General features: G+C 68.6%; 11 protein-coding genes. 7 read left to right on the top strand and 4 right to left on the bottom strand.

Annotated elements, in window-relative coordinates; genetic code table 11:
* Nucleotides 1-617: 617 nt before the first annotated feature.
* On the bottom strand, nucleotides 618-4,916 hold the full coding sequence (locus ACSYGO_RS46300) for a caspase family protein (RefSeq protein ID WP_460390512.1): 4,299 nt from the start codon (nucleotides 4,914-4,916) through the stop codon (nucleotides 618-620).
* Nucleotides 4,916-5,785 (bottom strand): hypothetical protein, encoded by an 870-nt coding sequence (locus ACSYGO_RS46305; protein WP_460390490.1) that lies wholly within the window; start codon nucleotides 5,783-5,785, stop codon nucleotides 4,916-4,918. The genes ACSYGO_RS46300 and ACSYGO_RS46305 overlap by 1 nt, the downstream gene beginning before the upstream one ends.
* A gap of 670 nt (nucleotides 5,786-6,455) precedes the next feature.
* On the opposite strand from ACSYGO_RS46305, the gene ACSYGO_RS46310 reads away from it, so the two are divergent.
* Complete coding sequence (locus ACSYGO_RS46310; RefSeq protein WP_460390491.1) at nucleotides 6,456-7,403, top strand: S1 family peptidase; 948 nt, start codon at nucleotides 6,456-6,458, stop codon at nucleotides 7,401-7,403.
* A 178-nt stretch (nucleotides 7,404-7,581) separates the two neighbouring features.
* Here the strand turns inward: ACSYGO_RS46310 and ACSYGO_RS46315 are convergent, their stop codons facing one another.
* Nucleotides 7,582-8,370 carry a hypothetical protein gene (locus tag ACSYGO_RS46315; protein WP_460390492.1) on the bottom strand — a complete coding sequence of 263 codons (789 nt, stop codon included), beginning with the start codon at nucleotides 8,368-8,370 and terminating at the stop codon, nucleotides 7,582-7,584.
* A gap of 431 nt (nucleotides 8,371-8,801) precedes the next feature.
* On the opposite strand from ACSYGO_RS46315, the gene ACSYGO_RS46320 reads away from it, so the two are divergent.
* The 6 genes from ACSYGO_RS46320 (at nucleotide 8,802) to ACSYGO_RS46345 (ending at nucleotide 14,838) form a co-directional block, all read left to right on the top strand.
* Nucleotides 8,802-9,065: a helix-turn-helix transcriptional regulator gene (locus ACSYGO_RS46320; protein ID WP_460390493.1), complete on the top strand. Its 264-nt coding sequence runs from the start codon at nucleotides 8,802-8,804 to the stop codon at nucleotides 9,063-9,065.
* Between the two features lie 411 nt (nucleotides 9,066-9,476).
* Nucleotides 9,477-11,042 carry a UvrD-helicase domain-containing protein gene (locus tag ACSYGO_RS46325; protein WP_460390494.1) on the top strand — a complete coding sequence of 522 codons (1,566 nt, stop codon included), beginning with the start codon at nucleotides 9,477-9,479 and terminating at the stop codon, nucleotides 11,040-11,042.
* Nucleotides 11,043-11,662: 620 nt separating this feature from the next.
* Nucleotides 11,663-11,944 carry a hypothetical protein gene (locus ACSYGO_RS46330; protein ID WP_460390495.1) on the top strand — a complete coding sequence of 94 codons (282 nt, stop codon included), beginning with the start codon at nucleotides 11,663-11,665 and terminating at the stop codon, nucleotides 11,942-11,944.
* A complete protein-coding gene (locus tag ACSYGO_RS46335; protein WP_460390496.1) occupies nucleotides 11,945-12,868 on the top strand; it encodes a Crp/Fnr family transcriptional regulator in 924 nt (307 codons plus the stop codon).
* 423 nt (nucleotides 12,869-13,291) lie between these two features.
* Nucleotides 13,292-13,684, top strand: coding sequence for an effector-associated constant component EACC1 (locus ACSYGO_RS46340; protein ID WP_460390497.1), 393 nt, complete (start codon nucleotides 13,292-13,294; stop codon nucleotides 13,682-13,684).
* A complete protein-coding gene (locus ACSYGO_RS46345; protein ID WP_460390498.1) occupies nucleotides 13,681-14,838 on the top strand; it encodes a caspase family protein in 1,158 nt (385 codons plus the stop codon). Before ACSYGO_RS46340 ends, ACSYGO_RS46345 begins: the two co-directional genes overlap by 4 nt.
* Nucleotides 14,839-14,884: 46 nt before the next feature.
* Here the strand turns inward: ACSYGO_RS46345 and ACSYGO_RS46350 are convergent, their stop codons facing one another.
* Nucleotides 14,885-15,094, bottom strand: a complete 210-nt coding sequence (locus tag ACSYGO_RS46350; protein ID WP_460390499.1) for a hypothetical protein — start codon at nucleotides 15,092-15,094, stop codon at nucleotides 14,885-14,887.
* Nucleotides 15,095-15,322: the final 228 nt, after the last annotated feature.

Consider the following 15,322-nt stretch of genomic DNA (forward strand, 5'->3'; position numbering starts at 1 on the left):
GCGGGCACACTGGCTGGGCTCTGCCTCGTCTGGAGGGCATGGACGGGGCGGGAGCGACCGGGACGCGGTCGGGAACTCTGGCTGACCAGCGGCTCACCGGTGACTTCGCGTCACGTCACCGACGGCGTCATAACGGCGAATGTCGCAGAAGGCGGCGGGGCGGGACTTCAACGGTGCCTCGTACGCCGTCGGGGCCGCCGACACGTGGCTAGTGAATGCGGGGTGAGCTGAACTTCATGAGCGTTCAAAGACCGCGATGTCACGGCGCAGGACGACGACCAACTGGCCACCGAGGGACATGCGGGGGCTACGAACCGCTGCAGGAGCTTTCCTGCACGAAGGAACGGCGATCTCGAGATCAGCGGCTGGGTTGGTCACCACCGGCCGCGACCACTTCGAGTGCGGGACACGCGACGCTGCGCCCCTCCGCATCGACGGTGGCATGGGCAACTGGGCCGCGATCGAAGGTCTCTAGGCCGCAGACGAGCTCACCGACGACGTCTTCGAGGACCACTTCGTCGACGGCGTCATCGTGGAGGACATCGGTGAAGGCACCGACGGGCCGACGTTCGGCGGAAGCTCCTACTCCGCCGAGCTCAGGTAACGAAACGCTTCAGTCAATGCTTCAAGCCCTGACGTTGTGCACGTTCAAGGACTGCGATGTCACCACCGAGAACCATGACGATCCTGCAATCGGGCGTGACCGCCAGATCCTGAAATGTAGGCGCCACTATGTCCTGTAGACACTTTCCCAGTCGTAGATCCCAAACCTGCACCAAGTTGGCGGCGCCGCCGGTGACGGCGACGGGCCTACCGTCGAGGACTGTGCAGGCCACCGCATTCACAAGGCCTTCGTGGTCGGCGAGGTCGCCAATCTGTTGACCGGTGGCCAGGTCCCACACCCGAACCGTGTTATCCACGCCGCAGGTGACAGCGACGGGCCTACCGTCGAGGACCGTGCACGCCACCGCATTCACCCCGCCCTTGTGGCCAGTGAGGGGGTTACCGATCTGCTGGCCGGTGGCCAGGTCCCACACCCGGACATCGCCATCGCCGCCCGTGACGGCGAAAGGCTTGCCGTCGAGGACTGCGCACGCCACTGCATTCACCCGGCCCTCGCGGCCGGAGAGGTTGCCGATCTGTTGACCGTCGGCCAGGTCCCACACTCGGACCGTGCCCTCGCTGGCGCTGGTGACGGCAATGGGTCTGCCGTGGACGACTGTGCACGCCACCGCATTCACCAACAAAGGGCCGGTAAGCGGGTTACCGATCTGCTGGCCGGTGCCCAGGTCCCACACCCGGACGGTGCCCTCGATGCCGCCGGTGACGGCGACGGGCCTACCGTCGAGGATTGTGCACGCCAGGTCATTCACCCCGACCTCGTGGCCGGTGCGGATGCTGGTCCATTGGCGGGTGGTCAGATCCCACACCCGGAGCCTTGGATCGCGGTCGCACGAGACAGCGATGGGTCTGCCATCGAAGTCCGTGCACGCCAAACGGGTGCCCGAAGTAAGGGGGCTGCCTGCTGAGCGCATCAAGCCATCAACCGAGAGGTTCCATACACGGACTGTGTGGTCGTCGGCGCAGGTGACGGCGACGGGCTCGCCGTTGAGGACTGTGCACGCCACCGCATTCACCCCGCCCTTGTGGCCAGTGAGGGGGTTACCGATCTGCTCGCCGGTGGCCAGGTCCCACACCCGGACATCGCCATCGCCGCCCGTGACGGCGACGGGTCTTCCGTTGAGGACTGTGCATGCCACTGAACGCACCAAGTCCAAGGGGCCGGTGAGGTTGGCGGTCTGTTGGCCGGTGGCCAGGTCCCACACCCGGACCGTGCTATCGATGCAACCGGTGACGGCGACGGGTCTTCCGTTGAGGACTGTGCATGCCACTGAACGCACCAAGTCCAAGGGGCCGGTGAGGTCGGCGGTCTGTTGGCCGGTGGCCAGGTCCCACACCCGGACATCGCCATCGCCGATGGTGACGGCGACGGGCCTGTCGTCGAGGACTGTGCACGCCACTCCGTGCGCCGTGCCCTCGTGGCCAGTGAGGGGGTTACCGATCTGCTCGCCGGTGCCCAGATCCCACACCCGGACATCGTCATAGCCGCAGGTGACGGCGACGGGCTTGCTGTCGAGGACTGTGCATGCCACCGCGTACACCCAGATCTCGTGGCCGGTGAGGTTGGCGGTCTGTTGGCCGGTGGCCAGGTCCCACACTCGGACGGTGCCCTCGATGCCGCCGGTGACGGCGACGGGCTTGCCGTCGAGGACTGTGCATGCCACCGCATTCACCCAGCTCTCGTGGCCGGTGAGGTCGCCAATCTGTTGGCCGGTGGCCAGGTCCCACACCCGGACCGTGTGGTCGCTGCCGCAGGTGACGGCGACGGGCTTGCCGTCGAGGACTGTGCACGCCACCGCACCCACTGAGTCCTCGTGGCCGGTGATTGTGTCGCGTAGGGCAGGGGTGAAGTCGTTGCTGGTTGCCCAGGCCGGTATCCACGTGCCGGGCCGCGCGCGTTGGTTGAACTGGGCAACCAGTTGTTTGGCGTTGGCGCGTGCTGCATTGAGGGCGAGGGCGTTGCGCCGTACTGGTGGGGCAGCTGTGGCGTGCAGGTCGAAGGCGGTCCTGTAGACCGCTGCGGTCAGTCGTGCCTTTCTGCTGGTGGCTCGGTGGAGGTGGGGGGTGAGGCTGCGAGGGATGGCGTGGACGAGGTATTCGGTGTCGGCGAGGATGTCGTCGATGTGGCCGGCTTGTGCGGCGTGGGTGGCAAGGTGGTTGAGGGTGTAGGGGTGGGCGCGGGACCAGTCGCGGGTGGCGTCGCCGCGGTAGGGGACGCAGTTGGTGAGGGTGTCGACGAACGCGGCGTGCACGGTAGCCGCGTCGGTGCTTTCGCGGAGGTGTTCGGTGAGGGCCTGGTGGTAGAGGCGGTAGGCGGAGCGGCCGTTCTCGGTGGCTTCGACGACGTAGGAGCCGGCGTTGTGGCGCAGCCAGAGGAGGTCGGCGTCGGTGTAGGCGTGTCCTGAGATGGCGGAGGCGAGGGGGGCCCAGATGTCTTCCCAGGGCAGGCCCTGGCCTTCCGCGTAGGCCAGGGGGCGCAGCAGGTCCGCGGCGCGCCGGGCGTCGGAGCCGAGACGGCTGGTGAGGTCGTCGCGCATGGCCTGTCCGGCGTGGCGGGGCAGGCTTGCCCGCCACGCCGGGTCGTAGGGATCGGTGACGACGGTGTCGGCGGAGGCGAGGGTGTAGGCGGCGAAGCGGGCGACGAGGAAGGACGTGCCGGCCGCGTGCGCGACTGCGTCGGCGACGGCCCGCAAGCGGTCGCGGCCTTGCCACGTTCGGTATGGGGAGGTGCGACGGCTCTGGATGAGGTTGCGCATCGTGTATGCGAGCAGGGCCTCCTGGTCGGCGTAGGCGGAACTGTCGAGGTCAATGACCTGACCTTGATAGTTGGGGATGCTGGTGTCGATGCCGAGGCGGTCGAGCAGGTAGGGACGGGTGCCGAGCAGCAGGCGGATGCGGCTCTGGGCGTGCTCGATGAGGGGCCGGATGATTTGGGAGCACAGGGTGTCGGGGGTGGCGGCCTCGTCGAGAGCGTCGATGAGCACCGTGAACGGCTTCTGTCTGGCGCGGTTTCGCTGCTCCAGGGCCTCGAGGAACTCGCCGACGGTCGCGGTTTTGAGGATGCCAGCTGCGGCGGCCAGACCGCCCAGAACCTCGGTGTTGGTGAGGTTCTGGGCGTACATGATGACGTCGATACTGCCCTGAGCAGGTATCCAGTCGGGAGCGAGGCCGAGGTGGTCGACCGGGACGGTTCGCCGGCGTTCAGGAAGCGCGAGGGCGGAGATGAGGCCGAGCACCGCTGTCTTGCCCGACCCCGGCCCCGCGGTGACCACCCGCACGGCCTGACTCGTTTCGACGCCAGGCCCATCGCGTTGGTCGGCGGAGGCGGTGCCGGTGTGGTTGAGCCAACCTGCGAGGTCGGCGAGGGCTTGGTGGCGGCCGCAGAACCACCAGCCCTGGGCGGTGTCGCCGTGGTAGCCCATGGCACGAACAAGCAGCCGAGTCGTGAATTCGGTCTCCCGGCGCAGGGCGTAGGCGTCGAACTCGGCGGCGTCCTGCAGGGCGAGGTCGACGTCGGTGAGGCGTACGTCGTGCCGCGGGTTGGAGAGGAAGTCGGGCGGTTCACCGCTTAGGCCGATCAGGGACAGACTAATGCGCTGATAGCCGGGCCTGTCCTCATGGTCGTTCATCTGCTGCACCACGGCAGAGACAGACAGGTGGGCCGGTGAGTGGCCGGCGGTGGCCTGACTGTTCACCGCTTGGGCCAGCAGGTGTGGGAACAGGCCCGCCTTCGCCTGCTGGTGCGGCTGAGCGGAAGACACGACGACCAGACCCGAGCTCGACTTACCCTGTCCCCACTGCGCACCAAGGGCCTCCAAGGCGGCGGCCGCGAGTTCGTTGCCACCCTGGCCGGAGTAGCAGGTGTCCAGGATCAGCAGGAGCCGGCGGACTCTCGTACCGCGCAGCACGCGGACCAGGTCCGCGGTCGGCAGCGAAGTGTAGGAGACGTCGGCCGGATCGGCGTCGGCCATCAGCAGGACATGCTCGCCACCGTCCTCGAGGACCTCTCCGTGACCGGAGAGGTAGACGACAACCAGGTCGTCCTCACGGCGCTCAGGGGAGGTGCAGAAGGCCCTCAGCTGGTCGGTCAGCTGCACCCGACTCGGATCGAGACCGAGAGCAGTGACATGCCGATACCCCAACTTCCCGGTGAACAGCTCGATGACCTGCTCGCGCGCCTGGACGAGCCCGGGCCGGTCCCACTGCGCGCACTTGGGATAGCGGGAGACGGCCGTGGCGATCAGATACCGGCGCGGGCCCTCACCGTCCTGCGGGCCATCAGGAGCATGGACCATCACGACAGGCCGTCATCGATCGCCTGCCCGCACAGCTTGTCCGTCAGGTACGCGGACGCGTCATGGGCGTGCGCGCCGTTGTGCACCACCGCGCACCCCACTCGCTCCCCAAACACCGGGCGGAGATCCTTCACCAGAGCGACGACATCCCCGTCGTCCGCCAGGTTCGTCCACACCAGCCCGGCCCCGCCCGGCCACACGCCTTGCGCTTTCCCGCCCAGGGCGAGCGGCGCCGGCTGGAGACGGTGAAGGATCAGGTTGTCGATGCCCAGCGGCGACCCGATCGTGACCAGTGCCCGCACCTGATGGCCGGGACGGGCACACAGCGCCTCATAGGCGACGACTGAGCCCAGCGAGTGCGCGACGACCACCCTCGTGTCCTCCCGAATCGCGGCGACCACACGTGCGAGGGCCTGCGCGCGCAGATCCGGGTCGGTGAGGTAGCGATTCACCTGCTTCAGGTCGAACACCATCGCCCGCAAGGCGACACCGGCAAAGAACCGCGACCCGGACAGCGCCCTGAGTGCAGCCTGCACCGAGCGGGGCGTGGAAACCAGCGTGTCCGCACCCGGCGGCACCACGGCCAGGTCGATGTCGGCGGCCGCCCTCCACCAGGCCATCAGCAACTCCTGCTCAAAGCCCTCCCCGACGTCCACGAAGGTGTAGGGAGGATCCCCGACCGTGAGGAACTCCCCCTCGGGGCGAAACAGATCACCGTAGAAGGCCATCGACAAATCCGGCACCGCCAGGCGCTCGGCCGAACCGGCACGGGTGAGACCGTCGTTGAGAGCCGGTAACCACTGCTGGCGCAGCGACTCCTCACCCATCGTCTGCTTACCGATGCCGTGTACTCCCACCACACGCGCCATGCCCCGCGCCCCCGGAACTCGCCCCCGCTTGCCGTGTTCAGCACTGTAGAGCCACGCCGGGCGCCGAACCTCAGGAATGAGGAAGAGCCCCGAACTCCTCTCGGGCCGTATCCGGCTGGCGTGGGCTTCTGACACGGTTTGACCTTAAGAGAGCTTGTTGCTCGTCGTCGCAACGAGCGACACGCTCACGGATTGTCGTTGTCCGCATCTCGCTTCTTCTCCATCCTGGCCCGGGTCAGTGGGCGCCAGGCCGCGTAGAGAACCGCCAAGGACGAGGTGTAACCGGCGAGGTCCTGTGGGCTCACGTGTCCTACCAGCACCAGGATGGTTCCCACGCCGAGGATTGCGAGGAATACGAGCATGTCGCCACGGCGTCCCCTGTCAGGCGTACGGTTGGAAGGCATCGATTCATCTTTCTGCTCGGATGGACAGGCCGCCTTGCGCTCCAACGTCTCGGCAGCCGGCCGGTGCTCGGGCGGGGCGCCGTTGCGTGGCGTCCCGCCCTGTCCTTCCATTAGGCACTGGCCGCGGGAGTGGGTGACTTGTCAATGACACCTCCCTCGGCGCATGCGTAACGACCTGCGCGAACAGCTTCCTGAGAGGCCCGGCGTCCGTGACACTTGCTGACGGATGCTGACACTTCGCGGGCCGCGGCGACCAGGAGGCCACCATGGTGACCAGGGGGAGCAGGGGAATCGACCTTCCGTCTGAGCGGGACTACCCCGACGGGCCGAGGCGGCGCCTGCTGGAAGCGCTCCATGTGCTGTACCGGGCCGCTGATACTCCGGGTGTTCGGGTGGTCAGCGAAGGCCTGGCGGCAGGTGACTTCCGCGCGACCATGAACAGGGATTTGGTGGCAAAGGTTCTCAGTGGCCGGCAGTGGCCTACGGCCTATCAACTCGACAGTCTCGTACGGTGGTTCGCTGAGCGTGCCGTCACCGTCCGTGACCCTGAACAAGAGGCCGCCCGCTTTCACGAACTGCACGAGCAAGCCGCTGGTGACACTGTGGTGAAGACCCGCCCGGCCATGACCGTGTCGACCCGGCCGTTCGTGAGGATCAGTGGCGATTCGGGGACCGTGGGTGCCGGCGTACTTCTGGGCAATGGACATGTTCTGACCCGCGCACATGTGGTGGACAGCCTTAACCGACGCGACGAGTCTGCACACGAACCGATCCTGGTGGTGCCCGCCGACGGCACACACAGCACCTACGAGGCCAGTGTTGTCTGGCGCATACCCCACCATGGGGTTGCCATGGACGATGAGGTCGATCTCGCTCTGCTGTCTTTCTCAACACCCTTGGTTCCCACGGATACAGCGAGCGTGGGTCAGCCCCACAGCGGCGAAGCAGTAAAGCTGTTCGGCTATCCCGAGGGGTACGACGCGGGAGTATGGAGAGAAGGTGTGCTCGTCGGGCAGGCGCATAACAACTGGTGGCAGGTACAGGTGCGCGGGGACAGCGAACTCGGCTTCGAGGGCTACAGCGGCGCTGCCGTGCTCAACCCGGACAACGTCGTCGTCGGTATCGTCGCAGCACGCTCACATACAGGCGGGATCGTCTGGATCACCTCCTTCCTGGACGCGGCCGCACAGTTGCCGCGTCACTTCGGCAGCTGACGAAGGATCTGCCATGGTCGGCGAATCCCGCCGACCGACTGGTGCTCGCGGGCCCGCCATGAGAGGCATGAACTGACGAGTTCCTAACGGATCCAACGCTGCCCCAACCTGATACAGCGTGAGGGCTGAGGCCTTGCGCTGACGGTGACAGCGGGAGCGCTGCCAAGGTGGACTGTCTCTACCCGCGAGGTCTCGGAGCGCCGCTGCGGGGGCATGCGCTGAGCTGGGGAAGCCGCCAGAACATCTCGTCGGTCTCGCGGTTGTGATGCCAGGCCCTCAGGGTGCGGGTGGTCACGAGTCGGTCGAGGAGCTCTCCGGTTTGCTGCTGCGAGTGCCCGCTCAGGCGGGCGAGGACGTCCATGTCGGTGCAGTGCTCAGCGCCGACATCGCTGTGTGCGGCCAGCACCAGAGCGGTTAGCCGCAGGGCAGACGGTGCAGCCGGCAGCGCCAGAGGAGCGGGATGCAGCGCCCAGTGGGCGGCGCGGCAGCGGGCGCGGCGGCCAGGCACCTGGTCCAAGACCGCGGCGTCGAGCAGCCGCACTTGCACGGGCACCGACCTGACATCCGGAGGCTCGAGCCAGCCGGTGTGCGCCAGCTCCTGCCACAGCTCCCGATGCCCGCGCAGGCGCATGCCGCGCAGCAGCCCTGCCGGCAGCCGGACGTGCCCGCGGCTGTCGGCGCGCAGGGCGCACTGCAGGCCCAGCAGCCGGGCGGCAGGGGAGGTGAACCGGGGCAGCGCGGCACCCAGGTAGGTGAGCATCTCCCGTACCCGCACCTGCTCGTCTCGCTGCGCCCGGAACCCGGAAGGCGGCGAAGGCGGCAGGGCGGAAGAGGGCAGCGGACCGGGGGAGTTGAGCAGCGTGTCCGGTACCACGGCCGTATGGCTGGTGGCTGCCGCACAGGCCGCGCAGGCGTCGGCCAGCCGCCAGGTACGGCCGCTGCGGTCGCGGGTGAGGGCCAGCAGCACCGGGCCTGCGCACCCGCGGTGACGCGGATGCCACAGACAGCCCTGCGCCCGGCACTGACAGCTGCGCAGATGGGCCGGCAACGCGTCGGCCCGGGCGTGGCAGGCCAGATGCGCCAGGGCGGCGGATCGAGCCGAGGCGGCCTGGAGCTGCGAGGTGTGGGCGGCGCAGGCAGGGCAGACAAGCGTGGGACCGCCTGTTCGCGGCCGCAGCTCCACTGTCCAGATGCGCCGCACTGCGGCATGCGCGCCGACAAGTCTCATCAGCAGGTCGTCCTCCCGTCTGTCCGTCCGCGGTGATCGGTTCCCGGCCGCCGGGGCAGGGAGGAGGCACGGTAGTGCAGATCTCTGCACCGTGAACGTCACCCCCGCCTGCGCCGATAGTGCAGAGATCTGCACTGACAGGGCAGGGTTCTGCACCGTCGGATGGTGGGGTGACGATCTTGCCGCCCGATCCCGACCTCACCGCGCTGCGCGTGACGCTGGCGCGGCTGAGGAACGAGCGCGGCTGGACCTTCGACGAACTCGCCAGCCGCAGCGGCCTGGCGCGGCGCACCCTCATCGACCTCGAGCACGGCCGCACCACCGGCAGCGTCACCACCTGGCACGCCCTCGCCCACGCCTTCGACGTGCCCATCGAGCACCTGCTGAGCACCCTCTGCAGCAACCACACGCCGCCCGGCACGCAGAGTTCCTGACCCCGCACCCTCTCCCGGGCGCCCTCCTGCAAATCACCCGAACCGGCGAGCAGCCATCGAACACACATGGGTGCGCTGTCGCGTGCGTTCGATCCGGCTGGGCCGGTCAGGGGACATGCCCCCAGCGACGTTGCCGATCATCACGTGCCGCCTGACACGGTCCCCGCCATGTGCCCCATTCCCGCCCCCGCTGACCGACACCGGCACAGCAGTCAGCGAGACACCCGACGCAACCGCCCGAGACGGGGGACCGCCACCAGCCCCGGCCAACTGCTGCACGGCGACCGTCCCGGCCGCTGCCGCACCCGCCTTATGCGGGCCGCAGGCGAACTCCCGGCCCGTGCCACCCCCGTCTGCCTGACCTCCGTCGTCGGACACACGCTGACCCGGCTCCTGGAAAGGCCCCGACCGATGACACCGACCGACGAACAGACGGCAGCAGCCGACGCCTTCCACGCCGGCGACCACCTCGCCCTGCAGGCCGGCGCCGGCACCGGGAAGACCACCACCCTCGCCCTCCTAGCCCGCACCACCACCCGCCGCGGCCGCTACCTTGCCTTCAACCGATCCATCGCCCAAGACGCACGAACCCGCTTCCCCAGCACAGTCCAGTGCAAGACCCCGCACGCCCTGGCCTACGCAGCCGTCGGCCACCGCTACACCCGCCGCCTGAACGCGCCCCGCCGCCCGGCATGGCAGACCGGCCAGGCCCTCGGCCTCACCAAAACCATCCGCATCGCAGAGCGCGAGATCTCCCACAAAGCCCTCTGCCACACCCTGCTGCGCACCGTGGCCTGCTTCTGCCACACGGCCGATGAAGCTATCACCGGGCATCATGTACCTCGCCTACGCGGCCTCGAGGACAACAATCTCCACGCCCAACTCGCAGCCCACGTCCTGCCCTTCGCCCGCAAAGCCTGGGCGGACCTACAGCACCCCGACGACGGGGCCGTGCGCTTCGACCACGACCACTACCTGAAGATGTGGGCCCTCACGCAGCCCAGGATCGACGCCGACTTCCTGCTCCTGGACGAAGCCCAGGACACCAACCCCGTCGTCGAACAGATCTTCCTCAAGCAGCGCGACCATGCCCAACTCGTCATGGTGGGCGACTCCGCCCAGGCCATCTACCAGTGGCGCGGCGCCAAAGACGTCATGACAAGCTTCGAAGGCACCCGGCTCGCCCTGTCACAGTCCTTCCGCTTCGGCCCCCGCCTCGCCGACGAAGCCAACCGGTGGTTGCACATCGCCGACGCCCCGATCCGTCTGACCGGAACCCCCGCAGTACCCACCGACATCGGACCCGTTCCCTGTCCCGACGCCGTGCTGTGCCGCACCAACGTCGGAGCGATGACTGCGGTCATGGATCTGTTGGCACAAGGACGCCAAGTGGGACTCGTCGGCGGGGGAGAGGGCCTGCGCGCGCTGGCCCAAGCGGCCCGAGACCTGAAGGACGGACGCCGCACCATCCACCCCGAGCTGCTTCTCTTCGCCTGCTGGGCAGATCTGCAGGAATACGCCAGCCACGATCCGGCCGGCCGTGACCTGCAGCCACTGGTCGGCCTGGTCGACACCCACGGCGCGGACGCTGTCCTGGCCGCCCTCGCCCGCCTCAGCCCAGAAGACCGGGCCGATGTGACCGTGTCGACCGCCCACAAGGCCAAAGGGCGCGAATGGGCCTGCGTAAGAATCGCCGATGACTTCACCCCGCCCCGAGACAGCGACCAAAAAGACGACAGCGGCAACGCACTGCCCGGGCCGGTCGACGAAGCTGAGGCACGCCTGGCCTACGTGGCCGTCACCCGCACCCGCCAGCGCCTCGATCTCGGAGGCCTGGACTGGATCGACGACCACCCCGACGGAAATCCCCACGTGGCCCCGCTGGACCGGCGCCCCGAGACCACGTCCGCGGCTTTCGATCAGCGAACCACATGCCCCAGGCGCCGCACAGAAATTTCCGGTCCGAAGGAGGCATAATGGATCGGGAGTTGATCTTATTCGAAATTTGCGACGGCTGCGCGAGTGTTGATCGCATAGGGCGAAACCGGTTCTCGTACATGCCGGTGGCGCGGCGCAATCAATCTCATGAGGGAATTTGGACGGCGTCACGCTCACTCTCCCTCGGATGAGGGGTATTTGGCGTACGCTACGGGGTTATCTAGTGCGTGCTGAACGGCTTTGGAATGGTCTCTCAGCACTAGGCGTCCCCCGGGGGGTGGCTCCCCCAGGGGCGCCAGCAGATCGCGAAGGCCTCGCCTGCGGGCGAGGTCTTTCGTGTATCCGGCCTCGTGGCGAGGGCCCGGGAGGCGAGGGTTTCACTCCGGAAAGCAGGACCATCGGTCACCCATTGGCCAAAGCATTCGGCCTCAGGAAGCTGACCGTCATTCAACTCGCCACGCCGTTCCGGAGATAGGAACAGTCGACAATTGGTCACCCGGATGCCATGCCGTAGCATGCCGTTTTAACCGGTGGTGAGTTCCTTGCCAGAACTCACGCAGCACCGGCCTGCACACCAGAGAGAGACCATTCCACCGGACGGTCGGGCTTCGATCTTTTGATCGAAGCTCGGCCCCCATCTCCTGTCGGGAGAAGAGCCGTTGTCGCAGGAATTCCTGGCGGCGGTGCTGATCTACGGGATCACACTGACCGCCGCATGTCTGGCCATCTGGCTGCTCAAGAGCAAGCCCGTGAGGATCGCCGCCGTCATTGTGGCACTCGCGACCCTGGTGGCTGCCCTCGTCCCGGTCGTCAAGGTCCTCGTCCAGGACCCGGGCGCCACGACCGTGGTGGCCCCGACCGCTCCCGCCCACCCGGGCGCCGAGCCGTCCGCGCCCGCCGGTGGCGGCGCACCGGCCTCGTCCGAGCCGGGGGTCCGCTAGATGACCAGCACCGAACTGCCCAGCTCCCTCGCAGGCGAACGCCTGACGAGCGATCACATCGTCGGGTACACCGACGGGATCACGGGCCAGGGCAGCCGCGAGTCCTACGGCCCCGTCGTCACGGGCGGCGCGCAGCGCCCCTACAACCTCAAGACGAAGGTGGAAGAGCTCAGCGCGGCCGGCAGGTCCGCGATGGTCGACCTCGCCTCCTACGCCCTGCCGATCCCCACGCTCCTGGAGCTCGCCGCGCAGGCCCGCTACCGCGCCTACGCCCGCGGCCATGTCACGCACCTGCGCAGGACGTCGGGGTACGTGTTCTTCCTGATCGACGGGTGCGTGCTGGAGGAGACGGCCAACGGGCAGACCATCCGCATCTGGCGAAGGGGAGCCGTCTTCGGGGACCACCACGCCGTTCAGGGCACCACCTCACGCGCCGCCGGCAAGCCGAGCGTGACGAGGTACCTGAACTTCCTCACCGAGAGCAGGTGCCTGCTCATCCCCTCGAACGCGCTGCGCGCCATGGCGGTGTCCGATCCGATGGCCGCGCTGATGCTCGCCAGGATCGGGATGGACCGGGTCAGCGTCATCGAACGGGTGTACATGGCGACGCGGAAGTCGCCCGCATCCCGGGTGGCCGCACTGCTGGACTACCTCGCCGGCGAGGACACCGTGATGCGGCCCAAGACCGTGGAGAACGAGAACCGGCAGCTCGTCGTGAAGCCCATGCGCTACCCGATCGTCGAGGGCCCGACCCAACACGACATCGCCGAAGCGCTCCATCTCGGCCGCGCGACCGTGGAACGGGCCGTGGCGGAACTGCGCAGGGAAGGCGCCCTGGTCCGCTTCCGCAAGGGAGAACGCACGAACCGGGTCTACGAGATCGCCGACCGCGACATGCTGCAGCAGATCGCGCGCGGCGGCTGACCCCTTCCCAGCGCGCGGGCCCGCATCCTTCGGTGCGGGCCCGCACCGTTATGCCCGGCCGCCGTGATGCGCCGAGCCTCAGCCGGTTCTCGGCATCACAACCAGGCCCTGCTCATGCCGGTCCCGCCGGCGGCCCTTTGCTCCGAGGCCCCTGTAACTGCCGCAGCCTGCCGCGCCCTTCGGCCCGTGCCGCCCCGAAGCCGCAGGCGCCGACAGCGCCGTTCCCGGTGTTCATGAGCGTCAGGGGCTCGCCAGACCCGGTCCGGCGACCGACGTGGGGCGATGCTTTGGTGCGCGTATGCCAGGCCGCCGGAGGTCCGTGGGAGTGGCTGGTTGGGAAGGGGTGACGGGTTCGGGGGCGGGGCAGGATGGCCGAGTGCGGGCCCTCTCGCGGGGGCGTGGGCGCTGTTGGAGGGGGATGCGGTGCGTGTTGACGTGTACATCGACGGGGAGCGCTCGGAGAGCGAACTGCGTTCGCTGCAGGGCTGGCTGGGCCAGGAACCCGCGGTGCGCAGGACGGCCGCGCTCACACTGCGGGAGAAGTCGGCCGAGCCCGGATCGATGGGCGGCGTGCTCGATGTCCTGCAGTTGGTGACCGGCAACGGATGGAGCGCTGCTTCGTTCGTGCTCTCGGTGGCCGCGTGGCGTCAGACCAGGCCGCGTGCGCCGCAGGTCACGATCCGGCGCGGCAGTACCGAGATCAGCATCAGCAACGGCACGGACGCCGAACTGCGCCGTGTCCTTGCGGTGCTGGAGAGCGTGGGCGGTGAGGGGGAGCCGGACGGACCGGATGCCGGGCAGGGGTCGCGGCCGTGAGAGCACTGCCTGACCCGGCCGCGTCGCGGGCGGTGCTGGTCGGGGTCAGCCGTTACACGGTGCTGGAGCCGTTGCCGGCCGTGGCGAACAACCTGCCGGCGCTTGCCCGGGCGCTGACCGGCCCCACGTCGTGGCATCTGCCGGCCGGGCACTGCACCGTGGTCGCCGAGCCGGACACGGCCCGCGACATGCTGGATCCGGTCAAGGAGGCCGCCGAGACCACGAGCGACACGCTGCTGGTGTACTTCGCGGGCCACGGCCTCCTCGACGGCCGCGGTGAGCTCTTTTTCGGCCTGCCCCGCTCCGTCCAGGGCAGCAGCTACACCGGCGTCACCTACCAGGCGTTGCGCGAGATCATCACGGACTGCACGGCCCGGCGCTTCGTCATCATCCTCGACTGCTGCATGAGCGGGCGGGCGCTGGGGCTGATGGGCGGCGAGGACCTGCTGGCCGACCAGGCTCAGATCGACGGCAGCTACCTGCTGGCCGCCGCCCCCGAGAACGGGCGGGCCCTGGCCCCGCCGGGGGAGACCCACACCGCTTTCACCGGTGAACTGCTCGACGTCCTGCAGCACGGGATCCCCGACGGGCCGCGCGAGTTGGACCTGAACGCCGTCTACCACCACCTTCGCGGCGAACTCGCCGCGAAGGGGCGGCCCGCACCGCAAAAACGCGACCGCAACACCGCCGGACGGCTCGTCCTGGCCTACAACCAGGCCTACCGCCCCGCGTCCGCCCCCGCACGCGCGGCCGCGGACGAGAGTGCCTGGCCCGACCCGGACGACTGCCACACCCCCCTCGCCTTCCTCGATGCACTCGCAGAGATGAGGGCGCTCACTGGCCTGACCATCCCGGCCCTCGCACAGCGAGCCGACCCACCCCTGGCGCCGGCCACGGTCAGCCGGCTCCTCAACACCACTACGCTGCCCGCGACCTGGAAGACCACCGGCCGCTACCTCGCCGTATGCGGACTCACCAGCGACCAGATCGGCGCATGGCAGGCAGCCTGGCAACGCCTGCGCACCCAGGAACAGGAAAAGGAACGGGCACGGCCCGACCCACTCGTGCAGGCCGCCGCGCCGCCGTCGGCGCGCTCCTGGCGGGACCGTCTGGCAGGACGCCAAAACCGCCGGCCGCGGCACCGCGAGACGTAAAGCGCCAAGGCATCCCGCCCCAGTGCGGGGCAGGATGCCAAAGGGGTCAGCGCCCGGAGGGCGACGAGACCGACGACGGCTCGGGCGCCGGCTTGTCGCTGCCGGAGTCGGGGGAGAAGAGCCCCATCCAGGCCCCCACGACCAGCAGGCCCACGACCACGACTCCCGTTCCGGACTTCTTCGCCCGTGTGCTCTTGCCTTCCGACCGGTTCACCCAGTGACCCGCCCGGTAGTACTGGCCAGAACGACCCGCCACGCAACACCCCCGAGGTCCATTCTCAACGGCGGGCCGCCCGCCGCAGTCACAGAGTGTGGCAGCGGTCAGCCAGTTGAGATACAGGATGAACCGAATTTGGCTGATACAAGACGTGACACAAAGTGACTCTACGGATACGAGCCCGACGCGTACGAGTCGGCAGGGCACAGTGAGGCCGGTGGGACGCCACGCCGCACCCCGGTCCTCGCGTCAAGCCGTCGCGCGGAT

The sequence above is a fragment of the Streptomyces krungchingensis genome, assembly GCF_054729265.1.

Bases quoted from the DNA above. Each gene is read 5' to 3' on its own strand.
- ACSYGO_RS46310 (WP_460390491.1), top strand. From the start codon at position 6,456: ATGGTGACCAGGGGGAGCAGGGGAATCGACCTTCCGTCTGAGCGGGAC.
- ACSYGO_RS46325 (WP_460390494.1), top strand. From the start codon at position 9,477: ATGACACCGACCGACGAACAGACGGCAGCAGCCGACGCCTTCCACGCC.
- ACSYGO_RS46300 (WP_460390512.1), bottom strand. From the start codon at position 4,916: ATGGTCCATGCTCCTGATGGCCCGCAGGACGGTGAGGGCCCGCGCCGG.
- ACSYGO_RS46305 (WP_460390490.1), bottom strand. From the start codon at position 5,785: ATGGCGCGTGTGGTGGGAGTACACGGCATCGGTAAGCAGACGATGGGT.
- ACSYGO_RS46335 (WP_460390496.1), top strand. From the start codon at position 11,945: ATGACCAGCACCGAACTGCCCAGCTCCCTCGCAGGCGAACGCCTGACG.